Annotated in this window: 23 protein-coding genes; 22 read left to right on the top strand and 1 reads right to left on the bottom strand. The window is 41.1% G+C overall.

Going from position 1 to position 22,389, the window contains the following annotated elements; all coding sequences use genetic code 11:
- From H5180_RS04630 to H5180_RS04530, 21 genes are all read left to right on the top strand, one after another.
- Positions 1 to 234: a hypothetical protein gene (locus tag H5180_RS04630; protein WP_182757764.1), complete on the top strand. Its 234-nt coding sequence runs from the start codon at positions 1 to 3 to the stop codon at positions 232 to 234.
- Positions 231 to 1,514 (top strand): ExeA family protein, encoded by a 1,284-nt coding sequence (locus H5180_RS04625; RefSeq protein ID WP_182757763.1) that lies wholly within the window; start codon positions 231 to 233, stop codon positions 1,512 to 1,514. Before H5180_RS04630 ends, H5180_RS04625 begins: the two co-directional genes overlap by 4 nt.
- A gap of 2 nt (positions 1,515 to 1,516) precedes the next feature.
- The gene (locus H5180_RS04620) at positions 1,517 to 2,203 is read left to right on the top strand and encodes a DUF2786 domain-containing protein (RefSeq protein ID WP_182757762.1); all 687 of its coding nucleotides are present in this window, start codon (positions 1,517 to 1,519) and stop codon (positions 2,201 to 2,203) included.
- 1 nt (position 2,204) lies between these two features.
- On the top strand, positions 2,205 to 2,438 hold the full coding sequence (locus H5180_RS04615) for a hypothetical protein (protein WP_182757761.1): 234 nt from the start codon (positions 2,205 to 2,207) through the stop codon (positions 2,436 to 2,438).
- Between the two features lie 10 nt (positions 2,439 to 2,448).
- On the top strand, positions 2,449 to 2,661 hold the full coding sequence (locus H5180_RS04610; RefSeq protein ID WP_145236346.1) for a hypothetical protein: 213 nt from the start codon (positions 2,449 to 2,451) through the stop codon (positions 2,659 to 2,661).
- Positions 2,654 to 3,208: a host-nuclease inhibitor Gam family protein gene (locus H5180_RS04605; RefSeq protein WP_182757760.1), complete on the top strand. Its 555-nt coding sequence runs from the start codon at positions 2,654 to 2,656 to the stop codon at positions 3,206 to 3,208. Before H5180_RS04610 ends, H5180_RS04605 begins: the two co-directional genes overlap by 8 nt.
- A complete protein-coding gene (locus H5180_RS04600) occupies positions 3,205 to 3,381 on the top strand; it encodes a hypothetical protein (protein WP_182757759.1) in 177 nt (58 codons plus the stop codon). Before H5180_RS04605 ends, H5180_RS04600 begins: the two co-directional genes overlap by 4 nt.
- A 35-nt stretch (positions 3,382 to 3,416) precedes the next feature.
- On the top strand, positions 3,417 to 3,620 hold the full coding sequence (locus H5180_RS04595) for a hypothetical protein (protein WP_182757758.1): 204 nt from the start codon (positions 3,417 to 3,419) through the stop codon (positions 3,618 to 3,620).
- Positions 3,617 to 4,300, top strand: a complete 684-nt coding sequence (locus H5180_RS04590; protein ID WP_182757757.1) for a regulatory protein GemA — start codon at positions 3,617 to 3,619, stop codon at positions 4,298 to 4,300. The genes H5180_RS04595 and H5180_RS04590 overlap by 4 nt, the downstream gene beginning before the upstream one ends.
- Positions 4,284 to 4,778, top strand: a complete 495-nt coding sequence (locus H5180_RS04585) for a hypothetical protein (RefSeq protein ID WP_182757756.1) — start codon at positions 4,284 to 4,286, stop codon at positions 4,776 to 4,778. The genes H5180_RS04590 and H5180_RS04585 overlap by 17 nt, the downstream gene beginning before the upstream one ends.
- A 2-nt stretch (positions 4,779 to 4,780) precedes the next feature.
- The gene (locus H5180_RS04580; protein ID WP_182757755.1) at positions 4,781 to 5,119 is read left to right on the top strand and encodes a Mor transcription activator family protein; all 339 of its coding nucleotides are present in this window, start codon (positions 4,781 to 4,783) and stop codon (positions 5,117 to 5,119) included.
- A gap of 113 nt (positions 5,120 to 5,232) precedes the next feature.
- Positions 5,233 to 5,595, top strand: coding sequence for a hypothetical protein (locus H5180_RS04575; protein ID WP_182757754.1), 363 nt, complete (start codon positions 5,233 to 5,235; stop codon positions 5,593 to 5,595).
- 8 nt (positions 5,596 to 5,603) lie between these two features.
- Positions 5,604 to 6,380 (top strand): hypothetical protein, encoded by a 777-nt coding sequence (locus tag H5180_RS04570; RefSeq protein WP_182757753.1) that lies wholly within the window; start codon positions 5,604 to 5,606, stop codon positions 6,378 to 6,380.
- Positions 6,381 to 6,521: 141 nt separating this feature from the next.
- Entirely contained in the window at positions 6,522 to 7,172 is a 651-nt protein-coding gene (locus H5180_RS04565) for a hypothetical protein (RefSeq protein ID WP_182757752.1), read from the top strand.
- 327 nt (positions 7,173 to 7,499) lie between these two features.
- Positions 7,500 to 8,969 carry a glycoside hydrolase family 28 protein gene (locus tag H5180_RS04560; protein WP_182757751.1) on the top strand — a complete coding sequence of 490 codons (1,470 nt, stop codon included), beginning with the start codon at positions 7,500 to 7,502 and terminating at the stop codon, positions 8,967 to 8,969.
- A gap of 22 nt (positions 8,970 to 8,991) precedes the next feature.
- On the top strand, positions 8,992 to 9,615 hold the full coding sequence (eda, locus tag H5180_RS04555) for a bifunctional 4-hydroxy-2-oxoglutarate aldolase/2-dehydro-3-deoxy-phosphogluconate aldolase (protein WP_182757750.1): 624 nt from the start codon (positions 8,992 to 8,994) through the stop codon (positions 9,613 to 9,615).
- Positions 9,616 to 9,706: 91 nt separating this feature from the next.
- The gene (uxaC, locus tag H5180_RS04550; RefSeq protein WP_182757749.1) at positions 9,707 to 11,155 is read left to right on the top strand and encodes a glucuronate isomerase; all 1,449 of its coding nucleotides are present in this window, start codon (positions 9,707 to 9,709) and stop codon (positions 11,153 to 11,155) included.
- 49 nt (positions 11,156 to 11,204) lie between these two features.
- Positions 11,205 to 13,754 (top strand): glycoside hydrolase family 88 protein, encoded by a 2,550-nt coding sequence (locus H5180_RS04545; RefSeq protein ID WP_182757748.1) that lies wholly within the window; start codon positions 11,205 to 11,207, stop codon positions 13,752 to 13,754.
- A gap of 106 nt (positions 13,755 to 13,860) precedes the next feature.
- Positions 13,861 to 15,075 carry a glycoside hydrolase family 105 protein gene (locus H5180_RS04540; protein WP_259399535.1) on the top strand — a complete coding sequence of 405 codons (1,215 nt, stop codon included), beginning with the start codon at positions 13,861 to 13,863 and terminating at the stop codon, positions 15,073 to 15,075.
- Positions 15,076 to 15,078: 3 nt separating this feature from the next.
- Positions 15,079 to 16,746, top strand: a complete 1,668-nt coding sequence (locus tag H5180_RS04535) for a glycoside hydrolase 43 family protein (protein ID WP_182757747.1) — start codon at positions 15,079 to 15,081, stop codon at positions 16,744 to 16,746.
- Between the two features lie 6 nt (positions 16,747 to 16,752).
- Positions 16,753 to 17,709 carry an alpha/beta hydrolase gene (locus tag H5180_RS04530; RefSeq protein ID WP_182757746.1) on the top strand — a complete coding sequence of 319 codons (957 nt, stop codon included), beginning with the start codon at positions 16,753 to 16,755 and terminating at the stop codon, positions 17,707 to 17,709.
- Between the two features lie 69 nt (positions 17,710 to 17,778).
- Here the strand turns inward: H5180_RS04530 and H5180_RS04525 are convergent, their stop codons facing one another.
- Positions 17,779 to 19,206: a polysaccharide lyase family 1 protein gene (locus H5180_RS04525; RefSeq protein WP_182757745.1), complete on the bottom strand. Its 1,428-nt coding sequence runs from the start codon at positions 19,204 to 19,206 to the stop codon at positions 17,779 to 17,781.
- Positions 19,207 to 19,396: 190 nt separating this feature from the next.
- On the opposite strand from H5180_RS04525, the gene H5180_RS04520 reads away from it, so the two are divergent.
- Complete coding sequence (locus H5180_RS04520) at positions 19,397 to 22,360, top strand: TonB-dependent receptor (RefSeq protein WP_182757744.1); 2,964 nt, start codon at positions 19,397 to 19,399, stop codon at positions 22,358 to 22,360.
- Positions 22,361 to 22,389: the final 29 nt, after the last annotated feature.

Below are 22,389 nucleotides of genomic sequence, written 5' to 3'. Positions count from 1 at the left end.
ATGGGAAACAGTAAAAAGCACCAACTACGCAAAGCCGAACATGCACCGTTTAACGTTGTGTCTGGCCGTACTCGCACCGTGTATATGGTGCATGTGAAGTTGGTTGATTCAAAACGCTGGACGGAACTAGCCGACGAAAAAGGCCAGTACATTTTTAATGACGAGCAAGAACGCGATGAGTTTTTTAACCGCGTGCTAGCCGCCTATCCAACGCAATACAGGAAGGTGGCATGAGCGAACCCAACGAGCATAAAAAGAAGTTAAGCCGAAAGACCTGGAAGATAAAGCTAGGCCGCATGATGGCTAACCGTGGCATTACTTATAAGCAGTTAGCCCAGTGGTTAAACCTAAATGCCAACGTTAAAACCAGCGAGGCCACGCTTAACAAAATAGTCACTAAGTCTGACTGGCCAAAGCGCACGCTACCGCGTGAAGCACTTAAAGCAGGCTTAGAAAAGTTCGCAATTGAAAACGGCTTAATTGTTGAGAGCAACGTTTACCAAATATTTTTGGATGATCCACATAACAACGCGGTGACCACAGGCAGCCAGTGGAAACATGCACATAAAACCAAGCGCCTGATCATTGGTCACGAAGACTCAATTAACGGGCACATAGTCATTGAATTACCGGAGGCACAAATGCTTACACCAAGAGCAAGACAACATTTTAAAATTTTTAACGACCCATGGGATAACGAAATTTACAGCATTGACCATGTGTATTTAGGCGCTCAGCAGCGCTATGTGGTTGAGTCAATTATCAACTGCGCAAAAGTAGGTACCTTAATGGCATTGGTCGGTGAGTGCGGCAGCGGTAAAACTGTAATGATGAACTTTACCATGGAAGAAATACGCGCTAAGCACCCTAACATTCGGGTTATACGCCCTGCACGGATTGATAAAAAGAAGATTGGTTCAAGCTCAATTAGTGAGGCAATCTGCCGCGAATTAAACATTACAAAGCTACCACGCAGCAGTGAAGACCGTGATTCGATTATACGCGATGAACTTACCCGCAGCTGTAACGCTGGCAACCGCCATATTTTACTCATTGACGAAGGCCACCGCCTAGACGAAGAAACCATAAAGCAATTAAAGGTGCTGTGGGAGCTAAGCGAAGGGTTCACTAAGTTAATTGGTATTTGCATTATTGGCCAAACCGAGTTGGACAAAGTTTTAAGCTCAATGAACGTGCGCGAATTTGCATACCGCGTAAATAAGCTAAATGTGCCGCCGCTTGGTACTGAGCTTAAAGAATACATTGATCACAAACTCAAAGCCGCCAACTTGGTACCTGAGAAAGTGATTGAACCCGCCGCGATTGAAAAAATGCAGCAAGCGCTGCGTGGTATTCGCAAGTTTGGCCGCACTACTGGCCGCCCTGATGAAACCGTTGATATGAGTTACCCACTCAACGTAAACACGCTGATGAAAAACCTGATGAACGAAGCAGCCGACCTAGGCGAAGACCGCATTACGGCAGAACTTGCCGAAGAATACGTGAGGGTTTAGTTATGGATGCCCGCATTCTTAAAAAAATTCGTCAGTGTTTAGCGCTTGCCAAGCAGGCAACCAACGAACACGAAGCAGCTGCTGCGATGCGCCAAGCGCAAAACCTAATGCGCAAACATAAGGTAAGCGAAAGCGACATTGATTTTAGCTATGTACAGCATGAACGTGTTGAAACGGATTGCAAAAAAGTAGTGAGTTATCACGCAGCTTTATTGCATTTGATCAAACGGGTATTTGGTGTGCGCTTTGTGATGTCGTCCAGTTTGTTTAGTAATTCAGAAGTCGCCTTTATTGGTATTAACCCACAACCAGAACTTGCTAAATATTGCTACGAAGTGCTCTGGAGCAAGCTAAAACAAACTCGCCAAGAGTATGTAAAGCAGCAACCTAAGCAGTGCAAGCGTGCAACTAAAGTAGCCCGTGGCGATCGCTTTGCTGAGGGCTGGGTGTTTGGTATTGCTCGCACGGTTGAAGAGTTCGCCCTTAGCGAAAAAGAAACCAGCATTATTGAACGCTACATGGCGCAAGAGTTCCCCGACCTGAGCAGCAGCTCACCGTTAAAGCGAGGCAAAAAAGCGAACACCAACCGCGCAATTCTTGACGGTATTAAGGCAGGTAAAAAAGAGTCTTTGCATCGCCCTGTGCATGGCCAAGAGCAAACCAAACTTCAACATAACCCAGGAGCCTAACATGGCCTTTTTATCAATTACTGATTTTGACAAGGCACTTTTGAGCCAGTTAAAAACAGAAAAAGAACGCGCTAAGTACTTACTGCAATTTGAGATAACGACGCGCATTACTATCGAAAACCTAACCCCAAAAGCACAAGCGGTAATAGCTGACATTGGCTTGCCATTTGTTGGCGATAACGCAGCCGATGTGATCACCGCTGCCCGTGCTTGGTTACAAGAAAAAGCAGCGTAAGGAACAAACCATGAACAGTGCAACAGCCCAAATTAGCACTACCCGATTAACCCAAAATACCGCGCCATCAATTTATACCATTGCACAATTAACTGAGCTGGTTAATGGCGAAATTTTAGCGGGACGTAAAGACGATGCACTAAGTACTTTAGCGCAACTGCAAGACGCAACCCACAAACTTGAAACTCAAATCCACAATATGAAGGATAAACGCCATGGCTAAACCAACAAACCGCCGCGTAAAATCAGACGATATGCTGTCTGTAAGCAGCTCAGACGAGTTAGAAAAAACCATATTCCGCATTGGCCAACTGCAAACAATGCTAGACATAGCGACTGCACAAACCAATCAGGCGATTGAAGATGCCAAGACATCGTTAAAAGAACAAGCCACGGCAATCAATAACGAAATTAAGGTATTGAGTAAATCGGCTCAAATATTCTTTAGCGCCAACCAGCAAGACATTGTGCCTGCGGGTAAAAAGTCGCGCATTTATACAGTAGGCGAAATTGGCACCCGCACACCACCGCTATCTGTCACAGTGAAGAACGGGCAAGATGTGATCGACGCGTTAGCAAAGCTACAAGAGCAATTAAAACTGACTGATTTGCTTAGCGTTAAAACATCTGTGAATAAAACAGGCCTCATTAAACACCGTGAACAAGTTAAAAATATTGCTGGCATTACCTTTAATCAAAAAGAGCAATTTTTTATTAAACCGGTGCATGTGCCTGTTGATCACTTAAGTGATGTGGAGGAATCAGCATGAAGACAATAACTTATAAAGTACGCGTAAATGATTACCCTATGATCACTTCGCCATCATACAAAAAAGCGCTGAATAGCTTTAATCAAGCAAAAATCAATAACGCAGGATCAAAGGTTGCCTTTATCAAAGAGGAAACCTTAGCTGTGCACGAACCAGTAAAACAATCCGCTTAACGGTATGCCGCCTACGGGCGGCTTTGGAGTAACCAATGAATAGTATAAATATTAATGAAGGCGATAAGGTTGAATTTGTGTTAGTGCGTAGAACTGGCCGAGGTTACCAAATTTCAAAAAGGCAAGGCAAAGTATTACGAGTTGATACTGAAAATGGTAGTTGCTCAATCAAATATGGAAAGCAAATGTATGCTCGTAAATTAGATAACGTTGAACTAGTGAAGAGGGCTGCATCGTGAAAAAGTTAATTCAGCTTATCCAAATCGCTAAACGTGATCTCAATATGGAAGATGATGTTTACCGTGCAAACCTTAAAGCCTGGGCGGGTATCGACAGCACCACCAAGATGGATAAAAAGCAGCTCGATAAAGTAATTAAAGGCATGGAAAAGCTCGGCTTTAAAAAGAAAAAGCCAGTTGCGCGTAAGATTGATCAAGCCTTACTTGATAAAGAGCCCAGGCTTAAAAAGCTAGGCCAAGTGTGGACCATGATGAAAGCGCATAAGCTACTTGAAAATGGCAGTTATATTGCCCTTGAAAAGTGGTGTGTAAAGCAATCAAAAAGCCTAAACGATGGCAAAGAAATTGAACGTTTAGACTGGATGGCCCCCATATCAAATGAGCTAATTGAGCGTTTAAAGCGCTACCATTTACGCTTAATGAAACAAGCGATGACGGTAAAAATTGCCGCTGTTTTGCGCTACTACAAAGACCTTGATATGGAATCACTAGACGATGCAACAGAAATGTTTGCCGTTCAAACCAAGTTGCAAGCAAGCCGTTTAAATATTCCCGTTAATATGCAACGTGCGCGGTACCTTACAATTTTACAAGCCTTTGAAGACTGCAACGAGTTTATTAAGCGCTTTGGTATATCGGTGGATCAAGCAAAGGAGGCTGGCAATGCAAAAACTAGCTAAATGCCCTCATTGCCGAGGTTTATTAGATATATCAGCAATTGCACATAACAAAGCGTCTGACGAACTGCTGTGCATTTACACTGCGTTACCAGGGCAAGCAAGTGCGGCACTAGCTGATTATGTTCAATTGTTCACGCCGGACAAATCAGACCTATCACACGCGCGCCAATTAAAGTTAAGCCAGGACATAATAGAGCTAACTAAACAGCACGATTTAGCAGTATTTACCCAAGCGCTAACCATTACCGTTGCCAGCATTCGTGACCACTGGGAGCGGAACGGTTATCGCCGTATGGGTGATGATCACGCCTACTTACAAAAGGTGCTAGAAACCGAGCAACAAAAGTTCTTAAACAGCCAAACATCTAAAACGGTTGTCTCTGCTAATCAGGCCATCGAAATGAAAGTCGAACGCCCTGAAACACTGCAAGAGTCAACTAAGAAGTGGCAAGAGAACCTAGCCAAGTACAGGAGCTAGTTATGAGTGGCAAAGCGCAAACAGCTGAAACTCTATTGATATTGCTAGATTCAATTGAGCGTATGCTTTTAGAGAATAAAATTGACGAAGAACAGGCCACTAAATTGGCTACGTTAATAGTTGATGACTTTCGCCACCAATGCGGTGGCATGAGCGTTTATATCCCTAAAGGTGTTGGGCTTGACGCCATACTTAAGCACAACAAAATTTACCAAGACTTTCGAGGTAACAACCACACAGAGCTTGCAAAGAAATATGGATATTCTGAACAACGCATCTACCAAATTGTTCGGGCTATTACCGCCGCTGAAAAAAAGAAAATACAACCCGAGCTATTCTAACCAACCAATTGCCCCGAAAGGGGCTTTTTTATGGCAAAAACTTACTAAAAATTCCCTGTCGTTTTTTTATTCAGATGGTACATTTATATAAACAGCATTTAACGGGGAACATCATGAATGCAGAGCTAGTTAAACAATTCGCATACAACTACATTGAACTCTTCAATAAAACAGAACCTGAGCAACAAGAAAAGCTAGAAAAAGATCATTGTGCTGCTGTAGATAAAATCAAGGCAACAATGTCTAGAGATGATGCCAAAGAATTCATGGCAATTCACGATGAGATCATTAATGACCATGTAGCTCGATTACATGCACAAGCTGATATGTATACTTCCAAAGCTGAAGCTATTGAAGCTGATACAAGAAGAATTGAACTAGAGACTGAAAACAAAGAACGAGAAATACTGCGCATATTCATCAGTATTGCAGTCGTTGTAACTATTATTACTTCTGTTATTTACTTCAACAAATAAGGATATAAATGCCTACTCACGGAACATGCAAACTGTGTGAAAAGCACAAGGAACTTCAAAAATCACATGCCATAGGCAACGCTGTATTTAAAAAGCTATTCAAAACTCTATCTGGTAAAGCAATAACCTTCCATGCAGGTGAGGGACCAATCAGTTACAGCAGTAATAGTTGGGCAGAGCTACAGTTATGTAAAAGTTGTGAGCATCTTTTAAACACTGAATATGAAAGGTATTCTGTGAACGTTTTGCGAGACTACAAAAATTGTACAAAAACAGATAATTGCCTAATTTTATCACACGTTGATCAATACAAACTTTTACTTTATTTTCTTTCGATTTATTATCGATCAGCCCTATCTTCACAGAAACCATATGACAACGTTAGAATTATTAAAAGGCACTGGAATTTATTAAAACGCGTTTTGCTTAACGATGAAAAAATTGGCTTTCATGAGATACCTGTAAAAATATCCAGACTAATCGATAGTTCTGAAGGTGGTTTCTCTTATGAGGGCATAAAGGAAATCATAATATCGCCATACTGTGTTATGACGGAAGGGAAAAAGTTATCTATGACAGTATGCTTTATCTTTGAAGGGTTTCTTATTGAAATTTTTATTACTGGAACAAAATTCAAAAACAGAAATGACCACGGTGTATTAAATGGTGGCAGGGCTAACCTTTATATCCCTTATGTAGAAATTCTTTCGATCCCAAAAGTTCTAGACATTTTTGTTGATGCTCTAGAAAAATATGAAGATGGGAACCATAATATAAAGGAGTAAGTAGACTTTCAGTATTTTAAAGACTATTTAAAATGTTATCCCGCTAAATCCCAAGTCATCCCCGCTTATCCCATATTTTTCGCGAATTTTATTATCTAGTTTTCTTAACTTGGATCAGAAAATGGTGCATTCACTGAAAAAATGTATGTTCAGTTCACTCCTTACTCTGAAAAATCTTTCAATGATAGTATTAGTTTTTTTGCTGGTGGTATTGATTTAGGCACGGTAAATGTTTCAGGTAACGGTGTTGATGTTGGTAATGGTCTCCCCACTTATAGCCGTTGGTTTACTGAAGGAGGGGCATTAGCAGCAATAACGGATGGTCCAATTACAGCACAAGACGCAAGTGTTGTGAATTTAGATACAGGCTCAGTTAAAACATTTGCTGTTAACGAACAAGACACAGGAGTTGCAAGATTTAGGGTTTATGGTCCTGATTTAGTCTCTAAAAATGCTGGTAAATATCTAGAGTTTTCACTAACTGCCGCGACCCAAACATTTTCTATCGATACTATTTCGGCATGGATGACTACCAGCGGGGGTTCTACGGTACAAGCAGATATACAATACTCATTTAATAGCGACTTTAGTAACCCTGTATCATTAAATGAGGATCCTATTATGTTCTCAAAAGACACCATGTTACTCACTGAATATAATGTCACTATACAAATACTTGCTGAAAACAAACTGTATATACGGATTTACCCATACAATGCGGCTGGTGCAGATACAACAGGTAAATACCTAGCAGTATACGATGTGAAAGTATCCGGACTTTCTGGTGATTAAGTTAATAAAAACTGACCACTATGACGGCATTTTATAGAAATTAATTCAATAATAAGCTCATTAACTTCACGATGAGGTTAATGAGCTTGCAGTAATCAACCCTATACCCTCTTATTTAATTCGCTTACTTGCTTTTCACAAGCGTCATTTATTTTTTCCTGCACAAAGTAACACCGCGTTTTGCTATGTTCTGCTAAGTAAATTTTTATAAAATAATAAACTTAACACTATTTTAAAGTTCATAATAAAACACCATTGCCACCGGTGGCAATAACTGCTAATGTTAACCTATTATAATAATTCCAATTACAGCAGCAGGATACAAAAATGAATAATCAACGACGCTATTTTCTTAAAGCATTAGCTTCTAGCACTTTGGTAACTGCAACCTTAGTTGGCTGTAAGTCAGCCCCTTTGCTCAATGTTTTTGACGCACCAATTAGCGCAGATGATTGGCAAATGGCTGAACATATAAAAGCTAAGATTGTCGTCCCAACCTTCCCTGCTAAGCAATTTAATATTAAAGACTTTGGTGCAAAAGAAAATGGCCAACATGATTGCACACTGGCCATTAAAAACGCCATTGAAGCCTGCCACGCACAAGGAGGTGGTCAGGTCTACATTCCAAATGGCACCTACTTGACCGGTGCCATTCATTTACTTTCTAACGTAAATTTACACTTGGCTGATAAGGCAATATTAAGTTTCAGCACTGATCCTAATCATTACTTACCAGAGGTATTTACTCGCTGGGAAGGCTTAGAAATGATGGGCTACTCACCACTGATTTATGCTTATGAACAAGAAAACATTGCCATCACAGGTAAAGGAACACTGCAAGGAAATGGCGATAACCAAACCTGGTGGCCTTGGAAGGGACCACACAAGGAAGGCCATTGGGATTTAATTAAAGATAGCCAAGGTAAAGTATTGCACCAGCGTGAAGCACGTGATCAGTTGATGGTTGATGCCGAAGCCGGTGTGCCTGTCAGCCAACGTATATACAGTACTGGTGCCTATTTACGCCCTCCTTTTATTCAACCGTATAAATGTAAAAATATTTTAATCGAAGGCGTAACAATTAAAAACTCACCTTTTTGGTTAGTGAACCCGGTTTTATGCCAAAGTGTTACGGTTGATAACGTGAATTTTTCAAGCCATGGTCCTAATTCAGACGGCTGTGATCCAGAAAGTTGCGACCACGTGCACATTAAAAACTGTGTCTTTGATACCGGTGATGATTGTATCGCGATCAAATCGGGCCGAAATGCTGATGGTCGCCGTGTTGGGGTAGCATCGCAAAACATTGTTATTGAAAACTGCCATATGAAAGAAGGCCATGGTGGTGTTGTGATCGGCAGTGAGATATCTGGCGGTGTAAATAATGTCTTTGTGCAAAACTGCACCATGGACAGCCCCCACCTAGAGCGCGCTATTCGTATCAAAACTAACTCAGTACGTGGCGGTTTGATCGAGCATATTCGCATACGTAACATCGAAGTTGGCACGGTTAAAAATGCTGTTGTGATCAACTTTTTTTATGAAGAAGGCGATGCGGGACAGTTCGACCCAACAGTTCGTGATATTAAAATTGAAAACCTACATTGTAAAAATGTGTTGAGTAAGGCTTTTTACCTCAATGGCTTTGCACGCGCACCAATGAACGATATCCATTTTATCGACTGTCATTTTGACCAAGTGGGTGATGATTCTATTGTTGCTAATGTGAATAACATGAGCTTAACCAATGTCACTTTAAACAAACAGCCGTTAACTATGGCTCAATTACAAAAATAATAAGTATTAATAGGAAAATTGTATGACCGTGTTTTCAACATTATTAGGCAACCAACCTATATTGCCTATCATCCAAGCAAACAGTAGTGAAGAAGGTGTGGCTATTGCCACTGCCATGTACAAGGCTGGCATTCATTTAGTTGAAGTTGTGCTGCGAACGCCAGCTTCCCTTGACGCATTAATCGCGATTAAAAAAGCACTACCCGATTTATGCGTTGGTGCCGGCACGATTACTGATCAAGCATTACTTGCAAAAAGTCTTGCCGCCGGCAGTGATTTTATTGTTACTCCTGCGGTATCACCACGATTACTCGATGCCCTTAGTCAATCTTCTGTGCCCGTTGTGCCGGGTGTTTCAAACACCGCCGATATTTTACTTGCTAAAGAATATGGCTTTACTGAGCAAAAATTATTTCCTGCCTCTTTGTGTGGTGGCGAGCAGTTTTTAAAAGCAGTCAGCAGCGTATTTGCTGATATTCGCTTTTGCCCAACAGGTGGCATTAATGAACAAAACTTTAAAGACTATTTAGCACTTAATAATGTGATGGCTGTGGGTGGAACTTGGGTTGCACAATCACAATGGGTACAAAGTAAAGACTATGAAAAAATCACGCAAGCCTGCCTTCAGGTACTAAACAACAACTAATTAACATATTGACTGCCATACGTTGTCAGTGTAATTTATCTTTGCATGCCACCGGTGGCAATAAACAAGCAGAACAGTTAAGGAATCTTCAATGCCGAGCAATATCGAACCTTTAGAATTGCACCCAGATCGTTTATTTTCAAGCGATCCTAGCGTCGTTGCTATCGCTAGAAAGTTATATGAATCAATTAAAGACTTACCGATTATTAGTCCGCACGGTCACACAGATCCTCGTTGGTTTAATGAAAATGAAAACTTTGGCAATGCTACTGAGCTATTTATAAAACCCGATCACTACGTATTTAGAATGCTCTATAGTCAAGGGATCCCAATGACTGATTTAGGAGTACCTGAGCATGGGCTGCAAGGCGATATGGCTCGTTCAAAAGCAGCTGATCCTGAAAAAGTATGGCAAATCTTTGCTGATAACTATCACCTGTATGCCGGAACGCCAAGTGGCTATTGGTTAGATGCGGTATTTAGTGATGTGTTTGGTTTTACAGAAAAACTTTGCTCTGAAAATGGTCAGCACTATTATCAAAAAATTACAGCTGCGTTAGCAACACCCGAGTTCAAGCCTCATGCACTGATGGACCGCTTTAATATTGAACTAATTGCCACAACAGAAGGTGCACTTGATCAGCTCCCGCACCACCGCGCAATTGCAGGCTCTGCAATAGCAAAACGTGTGATCACCACCTTTAGACCTGATGATGTGGTTGATGCTAGCCGTGAAGATTTTATCGACAACGTAATTAAACTTGGTGAGATAACCGACCAAGATACAACGACTTGGCAAGGTTATTTAGCGGCAATTCAAATACGTCGTGATTACTTTCGTATTGAAGGACGTGCAACAGCAACCGATCATGGCCACCCTACTGCATTAACTGCTGACTTACCTACCGCAGAATGTGAAGCATTATTTGAAAAATGTCGAACAGGCCATTCAACAGAGCAAGAGCAAGAATTATTCCGTGGCCAAATGCTCACTGAGCTTGCCGGTATGAGCATTAAAGATGGTTTAGTGATGCAAATTCACCCTGGCGCGCATCGTAATCATAACCAAGCGGTATTTGATCAATTTGGCCGTGATAAAGGCTGTGATATTCCAAGCCAAACTGAATACGTTAATGCACTCAAACCACTATTGAGTAAACACGGAAATCACCCGGATCTTAAAATCATCCTATTCACATTAGATGAAACGACCTATAGTCGAGAACTTGCGCCACTAGCGGGTCACTACCCTAGCCTCAAGTTAGGTCCTGCTTGGTGGTTCCATGACAGCCCCGCCGGTATGCTTCGTTTTAGACAGCAAACAACTGAAACAGCTGGTTTTTATAACACGGTTGGCTTTAATGATGACACCCGCGCATTTTTATCAATTCCAGCTCGTCATGATGTTGCACGCCGTGTTGACTGTCGCTACTTGGCTGAATTGGTAGCTAATCATCAAATTAGCGAAAGTAGCGCACAGACACTTGCTTATCAACTAACCTATGGGCTAGTTAAAAAAGCATACAATCTCGATAAATAACAATAATAGAGCCACCTAATTTTAGTGGCTCAACCATTGAGGACACACAATGACTTTAAAAACATCACTGTTATCAAAGCGCTTTATGATGGGAACAGTTCTGAGCTCTAGCCTATTATTGATTGCATGCCAAGAACAAGCAGCCATTAAAACGCCACTACAAGCAAGCGAAACTAACTCCTTTGGAAGCGCATTAGTTGCTAAAGTGGACATTGTTAATCCATCTTCATTTGAACGCCCTGATGAACCTATTTATATTAGCTATTATGATTTAGGCCTTAACCAAGCAGCTGCTTTAACAATAAAGACAGCGCAGCAAGTGTTACCAAGCCAAGCAGTAGATATTAACTCAGACGGTGAACTTGATGGTGTTTATTTTATTGTCGACTTATCTGATAAACCAATTGAAGTCACTATTACACAGCAAAGTAAGCCGCCAATAACAACACAAACAAAACGTGTTCAAGCTGATCTTGCCCATAAACAGGGCGGCCAATGGCAGCCACACTCGCGCCCACCAAAACATCAAGTTGGTACAGGTAAAAAAGAATATGTAGGCGGTGAATTTACAAATGTTGATGAGTTAACGCCACCAGATTATTACACAGATCATTCAAATTGGATCCGTTATGAAGGTCCTGGCATTGAATCAGATAAAGTAGGTTACCGTTTTTACCTCGATTGGCGTAATGGCTTTGACATTTTCGGTAAGTTAACCACTAAACCAGTTCTACATACAGTTGGACTAGATGGATATGACTCTTATCATGACAAGCAAGATTGGGGAATGGACATTCTCAAAGTGGGCAAGTCTTTAGGGGCTGGTGGATTTGGTTTAATGGGTAGTAATGATGAGCTGGAACATGTCGCTGATGTAAGTTCACGAACAGCACGGATTATTGAGAATGGCGATTTACGCGCCAGTATCCAAATTGATTATCAAGGCTGGAGAAACAGTTATCAAAACCAAAATTTGACCGCTAATATTAGTATGCATGCTGGGTCGCGCTTAGCGCATGTAGAACTGAGCACTGATAAAAATTTGCCTAATATAGTTGCCGGAGTTGTTAAGCACCCTGAGACTGAGTTTATTCAAGCTGATCTAGATACTATGAGTAATTATGGCTATAGCTATATCGCCAGTTGGGGCAATCAAAGCTTAGATAAATCAGCTTTAGGTATGGCGGTTTTCTTTAAAAAAGGTGATGTCATTGACGTGCGCCAAGACAAAAATAACTACCTTGCAGTACTCAAACCTAAAGGACAAAGTACACAGCATACTGATTACTATTTTGCCTCTGTTTGGCAACCTGAAAGTGGTATCAACGATAAAGAAAGCTTTATTGAGTACCTTGATCAACAAGCTGAAAGATTGACAATTAAACCACGCATTACTTTGCATACCACAGTTACAGCAAAAAAAACGACGCAACCGCTTAATGATAAAATAGCCCTTGAATGGGCCCGCGCCCTTGCCGATTCAGAGCTGAAAAGAAAAGCACTAGGCTATCATGCCAATGGCTGGGATGTGAACCGTAAGCGCAGCCCAAAGTTTGAATACGACATTATCGGCTTACAGCCATATGCTTACTACCAATTAGGGATGGCAACTGATGAGCAAACTTATAAGAATGTGATTGCCCAAGTTACTGGTAGCTTTATTGATCAACAAGGCAAAATCACCGCCTATAAACAAAGCAATTTTAACATTGATAACATTCCGCCTGGGCGTAATCTTATCCAGCTATACCAAGATACCCAGCAGAAACAATATTTATCTGCCGCAAAAGCTTTACGTGCACAATTACAGTTACAGCCACGTACATCACAAGGCGCATTTTGGCACAAAAACAAATATCAACATCAAGTGTGGCTAGATGGCGTTTATATGGGTATGCCGTTTTTAGCCCAGTACGGTAGCTTATTTGAAACGGGCCATCAGCAACAAGAAACCTTCGCCGAGGTTGTAAACGAATTTAAGCTCACACGTGAAGCACTACGCGATCCAAAAACAGGGTTGTACTATCACGGTTGGGATGAATCTAAACAGCAAGCATGGGCAGATAAACAAACGGGTGTTTCTGCAGAATTTTGGGGCCGTGGTATGGGGTGGCTCGCTATGGCAGTGGTTGATGTACTCGATTACATCCCAGCAAAAAACACAGAGCAACGCGATACCTTACTCGCCATGGTAAAAGAGTTGGCCACGGATATTGCCAAAGTTCAAGATACTGATACCGGCACATGGTGGCAAGTTTTAGACAAACCAACGGCTTTAGGTAACTACCAAGAATCAACTGCAACAGCCATGTTTGCTTACTTTTATGCCAAAGCACTTAATAATGGCTATATCGATGCTGATTATCAAGACACTGCCCTTGCAGCGTATCAAGGTTTACTTAACCAATTTACATTAGTACATAGCGATGGCACGGTAAGTATGACAAACCAATGCTATGTTGCAGGCCTTGGCTTTGGTCGTGATGGTAGTTATCACTATTATATGAGCGAGCCGGTCAGCAAAAATGATCCTAAAGGAAATGGTCCCTTCATTCTAGCAAGCCTTGAAGTAGCAAAGCTTCTAGCTGGTAACAACTAAACAGCCATAGATTATTCAGCCGGAAAGCAAAGTCCATCGCATTTTGCTTACCGGCCAAAACTCACTTCCCTTCAACAACATCAGCACACTAAGCTCATAAGGATTTATGATGCGTATAATCAAAATCAATAAAAACAGCGTAAATAAAAATATTTTTTCATTTTTGCTCTGCTGCTTATTCTGCTCAATAATGAATGTGTCTGCGCAAAATAATAACAACTCACTGAGCTATGCCGTGCAAATGGCTAACTCTGAGATGATCCGTAATCCACAGGCCTACACCATTGATTGGCGCACTGAACCGCGCTGGGATTACACCCATGGCTTAGTGTTACTGTCATTTGCCAAGCTCTATCAGCATCAACCAGAACAACGCTATTTCAATTACATTAAAGAATATGTAGACGCGTTAGTAATGGAAGATGGCAGTATTAAAACCTACGTAATGAGCAAATATAATCTCGACATGCTCAATGCCGGCAAGTTACTGTTTTTTATGTTTGATGAAACAAAAGATCGTAAATATCGTCTTGCCCTCGATACTTTATATGCACAGTTCAAATTACAACCTCGCACAATTGATGGTGGCTTTTGGCATAAAAAACGCTATACCTCGCAAATGTGGCTTGATGGTTTATATATGGCAGCGCCCTTTTATGCCGAATATATCCGCCGCTTTGGAACAGTAGATCAGTATGATGATGTTATAAAACAGTTTGAATTTATTGAACAACATACTTATCGCGGTGACACCGCGCTACCTGTGCATGGCTGGGATGAATCTAAACAACAGCGATGGGCAGATAAAAAAACCGGACAATCACCTAATCATTGGTCGCGCTCTATCGGTTGGTACGCCATGGCAATGGTTGATGTATTAGATCAACTACCGAAGGATTATCCAAAAAGAATCTGGCTGACGCAGCGCTTTAAAACATTGATAGATAACATGTTAAAGCTGCGTTCTGACTCCGCTGTATGGTATCAAGTTACAGATAAAGGTGAATTACGCGGTAATTATTTAGAATCCTCTGGCAGCGCGATGCTCAGCTATGCAATTGCAAGAGGTGCTAATCAAGGTTACTTGCCTGATAGCTACCAAGCAATTGCAAAAACCACCTTTAATGCTGTAGTTAGCAACTTTATTAAACGTGAGGCAGATAACACCTTATCAATACAACAAGTATGTGAAGTGGCTGGGCTTGGCGGAAAACCATATAGAGATGGCAGCTTTGCTTATTACATCAGTGAAAATGTACGTGCGAATGATCCTAAAGCAGTTGGGCCTTTTATTCTTGCCAGTTTAGAAGTGGAGAAATAACCGATGCTAAACAACAAATACAATTTCTTTTTAGCGCTGTTGGTTGTCTGCTTAAGTAGCAACCCGTGTTATGCAAAAGAGTCGCAATTACTATCGCCAACACACTCTCAAAGTCCGTGGCAAGCAGATCTAGGTAATGGCGAATATAAAAACCCAATCCTGCATGCCGATTATTCCGACCCGGATGTAGTTGCCGTTAATGGTGATTATTACATGACAGCATCTAGCTTCAACTCTGCACCTGGCTTGCCTATTTTACACTCTACCGATTTAGTCAACTGGCAGTTAATTAATTATGCACTGCCAATACAGCTGCCACAAGCCCACTTTGCAAAAGTACAACATGGCAACGGCGTATGGGCGCCAACAATCCGTTTTCATGATAATAAATTTTGGATTTTTTATCCTGATCCTGATTTTGGTATTTATGTAACTACAACAGATGATCCTGCTGGAGCTTGGTCAACCCCACAGCTTATTTTAGCGGGTAAAGGATTGATCGACCCTGCACCATTATGGGACGACAATGGTAAAACCTACTTAATACATGCATGGGCAAAAAGTCGTGCTGGCTTTAATAATGTACTGACGCTGCGTGAAATGAAAGATGACGCAAGTTGGGTTAGTGACAAATTTACACACATTGTCGATGGTAAAAATCACCCTGGATATCGCACCATTGAAGGTCCTAAATTTTATAAGCGTAACGGTTACTACTATATTTTTGCGCCTGCTGGTGGGGTAGATTTAGGTTGGCAATCGGTATTTAGAGCAAAAGAAATTACCGGTCCCTATGAAGCCAAGGTTGTTATGGCGCAAGGTAATTCAGTGATAAACGGTCCTCATCAAGGTGCGTGGGTTCACACCCAATTTGATGAAGACTGGTTTATTCACTTTCAAAGCAAACAAGCGTATGGCCGTATCACCCATTTACAACCTATGCACTGGGACAATGATTGGCCAATCATTGGTATAGATAAAAATGCTAATGGAACTGGGCAGCCGGTTTTACAGCACACCAAGCCTCGAAGCAAAATTAGCCCACAACCCACCAGCATAGTGAACAATGATGAATTCAACAGCGCTAAGCTAAGTTTATTATGGCAATGGAATGCAAATCCAAGTAACAGCTGGTATTCATTGACAGACAACCCCGGCTTTTTACGCTTATACTCGCAGCCATTTACAACCCAGAACAACACTAATTTATGGTCAACGCCTTCTTTGTTACTGCAAAAGATCCCTGCAGAACAGTTTGCTTTTACAACCACATTGCAGGTCAACGAAACAACCTCTGCTAGTTCCTCAGGAGTTATTCTATTTGGTGAAGACTATGCATGGATGGGTATCAAAACATCTTCTACTGGCGAACAACAGCTAGTCTATGTGCACTGTTTTAATGCGAGAAAAGGCTGTACAGAAAGTATCGTAGAGCAACAACCACTGACACAACCCTATCTTGAACTAAAAGTCGTTCTACAACCAGGCGCCACAGCCATTTTTAGTTATAGAACCGCTGCGAGCGCTGAGTTTAAAATTATTGGTGAACACTTCCAAGCTAAAAAAGGCCGCTGGGTAGGTGCTAAGTTAGGCTTATTTAGCCTGTCGCAAACTCCTGGTGCTAGCAACTATGCCGATTTTGACTATGCCCGTTACGACACTTTGGATTAAATGAATATGCTAAAACATCAAACGTTGAACTTTTTTGCCGTATTATTGCTCTGTGTTCAGCCATGCATAGCAGCTGATTACACCGTTGAAAATACTTATAAAAAACTAATCAAACACTATCCACACATGCAGGTGCCCGCAACGACACTTCCTGACTCTGTAATCGCTCATAAAGCACTGGTTTACAAACAAGCTAAAACCAGTGCACAGACTTTAGATATTTATCAGCAAACACAGCAAACACAAACGGCGCCTTTGATTATGTTGATCCACGGTGGTGGCTGGCAATCAGGCACCCCCGCATTAATGACAGCACTTGCAATTGCGCTGGTAGAACGTGGTTATGTTGTTGCAACACCCAGTTACCGCCTCAGCGACGAAGCGCCTTATCCTGCAGCAGTTGAGGATTTAGTTAGTGCGTTTCATTGGCTCAATAATAATGCTGCTCAGTATAATATAGACAGCACTAAGATTGCTTTATCGGGCGGCTCTGCAGGTGGCCAATTAGCCGCGCTATTAGCCTACAGCGGCGGAATTGTTGATAGCAGCGACACTAACTCGAAGCGATTTAATGTCCAAGCGCTGATCAATATAGATGGCTTAAGTGATTTCACGTCTCCAGAAGCACTACCTTTTGAAAACAACTCAGCCAAATCCGTCACTTCAGCCAGCAAGTGGTTGGGGGGTAGGTATGAAACTATCCAACAGCGTTGGCACGACGCATCGCCTATTTTCTATATTGATAAAAAAGCGCCTGCAACACTTTTCATTAATAGCTCAGTGCCACGCTTTCGTGCAGGTAGAGACAGCGCAATACAAAAGTTGCAACAGTTGCATATACCCAGTGAAGTTTACCAGTTTGATGATGCGCCGCATTCATTTTGGTTATTCCAGCCGTGGTTAACGCCTACAACAAGTGTTATTGATGACTTTTTAACAGCACAATTTGCTAAAACTCGTTGATCATTATTGTTGTTAAAATTAAAGCCTTGATGAGTTAATGGTTATTTTAAGTCATCAAGGCTTTCTTTGTTAGTCGCTAAGCGAATTTAAGTACTGCTGCAAAACCTGCGCTGTAGTAGCATTTTTTAATTGCAGCTGATGCTGTTTGAACCAATCATCCGCAACACCATCTTCATTAGCATCAACGATTGCAGGAACCCCTGTAAATTCCTGTTTATATGCATCCCAATTACCAATTAGCTCAAACTCATGATCAATCAAACCATTTTTCTTTATCGCGACACTATCAGTAAGCTGTTGATAAACAAGCGTATCAATACTGTCATGGAAATAGCCATGTGCATTACGACTTGCTCCTATATGTTGCCCTTTAATGGCATCACTAAATGCTTGCTTTGCACTAACATAAACCATGGTTGTTTGCATGGGTGATGTAATGATTGGTTTATCACTTAACCACTGGCTATTTTCATCACTGATAGTGCGTTTTGCTTTGACTGCTTTGCGATAATTTACACCTAAATAATTATGCTCAGTCAGTTGTGGGTTATTCTCAAGTACATTTCCCATAATATATGCCTGATTTTCTTTGATCTCTGGGGAATACCAAATATCAGCAAACTGCATGATCTTACTTGCTTTACCTGGTTTATAATAATTGTTGATCAAGTTAAAACGACCATTTTCTGAACCATAAACATTATTATGTCCCCAGTTAAAAATAATATTATTGATAAGCTCAACAAACTCTTCATCTTGTGCATACGGTGATTTAAGTCTATGACCATTGAGCCTAGGCGTTCTACTGGCATGATTGGCAATTATATTATTAATAAAGCTCGCATTTGCCCCGCCCCAAATGCCACCATAGCCATGATCGCCTTTAGGGTGAATTGAATGGCTTAAACTATGTGAAATAATGGAATTTTGTAATGTAAAGTTACGGTTATTATAGAAACTCGCAGTTTCATCCACTGACCAACTCAATGAACAATGATCAATAATGACATTCTCACTATTACGTACCGTTAATGAATCATCAGCATAACCAAATGTACCTAAGCGAAAGCGCATATAGCGGATAATCACATTATCTGCGGATGAGACCGTCACAGGTGCACCAACAATGGCAATCCCACCTGGCGAACTTTGCCCCGCGATGGTGATATTACCATGTGAGATTTTAAGTTCCCCTGCCAATTTGATCACACCTGATACCGCAAATACGACAGTGCGAGGATGTTTTTGCACAATTGCATAGCGAAGGCTGCCTGGTTGCGGCTTATCTAAATTATCTTCCAATGTAGTCACTCTATAAAGCGTGCCATTAACTCCTCCTGTTGCGTATTTACCAAATCCTTTTGCCGTTGGAAAAGCCAATGTTGTATTGACTTGTGCAGCGTATAAATTAGTCGAAACAAAAACCGTCAACACAGTAATGATGCTTAGTATTACGATATTAAGATAGTTTAAATTATTATTGTTCAGAACTTGCATAATGTTCCTTGGCTATTTCGTTTTTAATGCTGGTTAAAATAAAAAATTGTCAATATGTAAATTGACAGTTTCATTAATACAGTGTTAACTTCATGTTATTCCATTTTGCCACCGGTGGCAAGTTGGGATTTGAATCAACGGGAATCGCATACCTTGCACACACAATTATAAGCCTGAAAAAGGAACAAAGATGAAGAGCATGAGATTAAGCACGATCGCAGCAGCATTAATGGTAGCTATGCCACTTTATGCGCAAACAACTGATCCTGCACAGCCAAAGGTAGAGAATGACAAACCAACAACAAGCGCCGAGAAAACAGCAGCTAAAAAAACCGTAGAAGCTGAAGATGATATTGAAATCATTGCTGTAACAGGCGTTTATCAAGCAGATTTAAAAGCACGTGCCATGGAGCGCGATGCTAAAGCGTTTAGCTCAGTGATTGCCACGGATGACATGGGAAACTTTGTTGATCAAAATGTCGCAGAGTCATTACGCCGTATTCCTGGTGTCACTTTAGAGCGCAGTGAAGGTGAAGGTAAATATATTGCAGTTCGGGGGTTAGGTCCTAAATTCGTATCGGTGAGCATGAATGGTGCAGAACTATCTGGTGCGGGTGATGAACGTAAAATTGGCCTTGATGGTATCACTAGTGATTCATTAGGAGCCATTGAAGTATTTAAAACCCTTACCCCTGATATGAATCTAAATTCGATAGGTGGCGCAGTAAACGTCAAAGCTATCTCAGCATATGACCGTGGTAAAAACACCCTAAAAATGAAGCTGCAAGATTCATACAGTGAAATCAGAGAAGAACACTCGCCGAAGTTTAGCCTTGATGGCACACAGCTATTCTTAGACGAAAAAATAGGCGTTGGTTTTGCACTTTCTTATGAAGATAGGAAAACTCAAGTAGATGAGGTACGCCATCATAGCACTCGAGAATTAAACTTTTTACAAGGTGGCATTGGCCTCAGTGAAGAGCAATTAGGTGTTGCACCAGAAATATTGATCCCCGCGCAACTCGAAAACCGCCGTGAAATTGCTGATCGAACACGTACCACCGCAACTTTAAATTTTGAGTTTAAGCCAACCGCAGACAGTTTTTATTACATACGAGGTAACTACTCTAATTACACTGATGATGACGTTGCACAAAGAGAGTTTTATAACTTTTATAATGGCGACCAAGCCGATGAAATTATTTATGTAAATGCTGATACAAAAGAGTTTGCCCTGTCTGATATCGATATTTATAACCAATTTTTCATTCAGGAAGGTGAAACGACTACAACCAATTACAGTATCGGTGGTGAAAACTATATTACCGACACTTTACGCGTAGATTATGAATATGCGTATTCAAAAACAGATGATAAATCAGTGGGGGATCGCCGAGTTCAGTTTCGTGAGCGTGAGAATATCGTTTACGGTCAAGCAACTAAAAACAATATTGTTGCACAAGTGCTAACTCCTGAAGAAGCTGCTGCCCTAGGTGGTTTTGCGTTAGATCCAGATAATGATGTTTTTGCCGGTGAAGCCGATGGTGATATCAGCGATTTATCAAATATGGAATACGACAACTTATTTATGGAAGACAGTGTCCGCACTGATGAAGTCACTAGTATCAAGTTAAACTTACAAAAAGACTTTGATTTTGAGTACCTTAATTTCATTAAAATTGGTGGCACTTATAACGAACGCGAACACTTCCGTGATAAAGATCGCTGGAGCTATGCAATAAACCCTCTCGATTGTGGAACGGATGAAACCTGTATTACAGTCGCCAACTCAAATGTTACTGATTATAACTTTGCGGTTCCTGAGGGTGGCTTATTTACCTATCCTTTTGTTAGCAACGAAGACCTTGAGTACATAGTTGACTCAACTAAAATTACGCGCGACAGTGCCACCGGTGGCGAGGTGTCAATTGACAGCACCAAAGAAGACTATACCTTATACGAAGATACCTACGCAGCTTATATTATGACTGAGCTGCAGCTATCAGAGCAGGTCAGTGTTATTACCGGTGTACGCTATGCACATACCGAATTTTCATCAACCGGTTATATGTCATTATCAAATGATGATTGGAATTTTGGCGGTGATCACACCTTAGATATTTCGGTACCTTTACCTGAGGCATCCATTACCTACAGTGAATTTTTCCCAAGTATGCATATACGCTACGAACCAAATCCTGAAATGTTGGTTCGTACATCACTGTGGACTAGTTATACCCGCCCTTCGTTTAAGCAAGCGCGTGGTTATGCGCGTTTTGATAGTGATATTAGTTTATGTGATCCAACGACTAATGAATGCTACAACTCACCAGATGGACAAAGCGCAATTGATTTACAAGGCTATATTTTAGGGCCAGACAATGCGTTACAAGTAGGTAACCCAAATTTGGTGGCAATGACTTCGGATAACTTTGACGCTTCGTTTGGCTGGTATCCATCAAAAGAGTTATTTATGGAAGCTGCAGTATTTTACAAAAATATTGATAACTTCATCGTCGATGTCACCGGTATTCAAATGAGCATAGATGAGCTCCCGCTTACTTTACCTGTAAACCAAGTATCTGATTTTGCAATTCCTCAAGATCTTGCTCTAAATCAGGTTGATATCACCCTCAATGGTGATAAAGCCACAGTCTACGGGATTGAGCTTAGTTACAATCAGTTCTTCGAAAATGGCTTATTTTGGCAAAGTAATATGACCTTTGTAAAAAGTGAAGCCGAACTCGACGCCACTATTCGTCAAGACAAAATGCAGCTACCAGGCCAAGCAGATATCACCGGTAACATTGCTGTTGGTTGGGAAGATGAGACTTTCTCGTTACGCCTAATTAGTAATTACCGCTCAGATATCCTTGAAGAGGTTGGCTCTTGTCCCGTATCAGCTTCTGTATCAGACCCACATACCTGTAAGTCATGGGCTGATATATACCAAGACGATATCTTAACCTTTGATATGAAAGTGAAATATGATTTTACGAAAAGCCTCAGCGTGTATTTTGACGCGATTAACTTAACCGATGAAGCAGATTTACGTTATTTCAAAGGTAATGATTTATCCGGTGGTGAAATCCTCTATCAACGTGAAGATTATGGTCGTACGTTCCAGTTAGGTATGAATTATAAATTTTATTAACAGCTACTAATAATGAAAAACGTTAATTT

It is taken from the genome of Pseudoalteromonas sp. SR41-4 (assembly GCF_014163985.1).
Taxonomy (GTDB): domain Bacteria; phylum Pseudomonadota; class Gammaproteobacteria; order Enterobacterales; family Alteromonadaceae; genus Pseudoalteromonas; species Pseudoalteromonas rhizosphaerae.
Note: the sequence above shows the minus strand (reverse complement) of the source record. Positions and strands in the feature narration are given on the sequence as shown.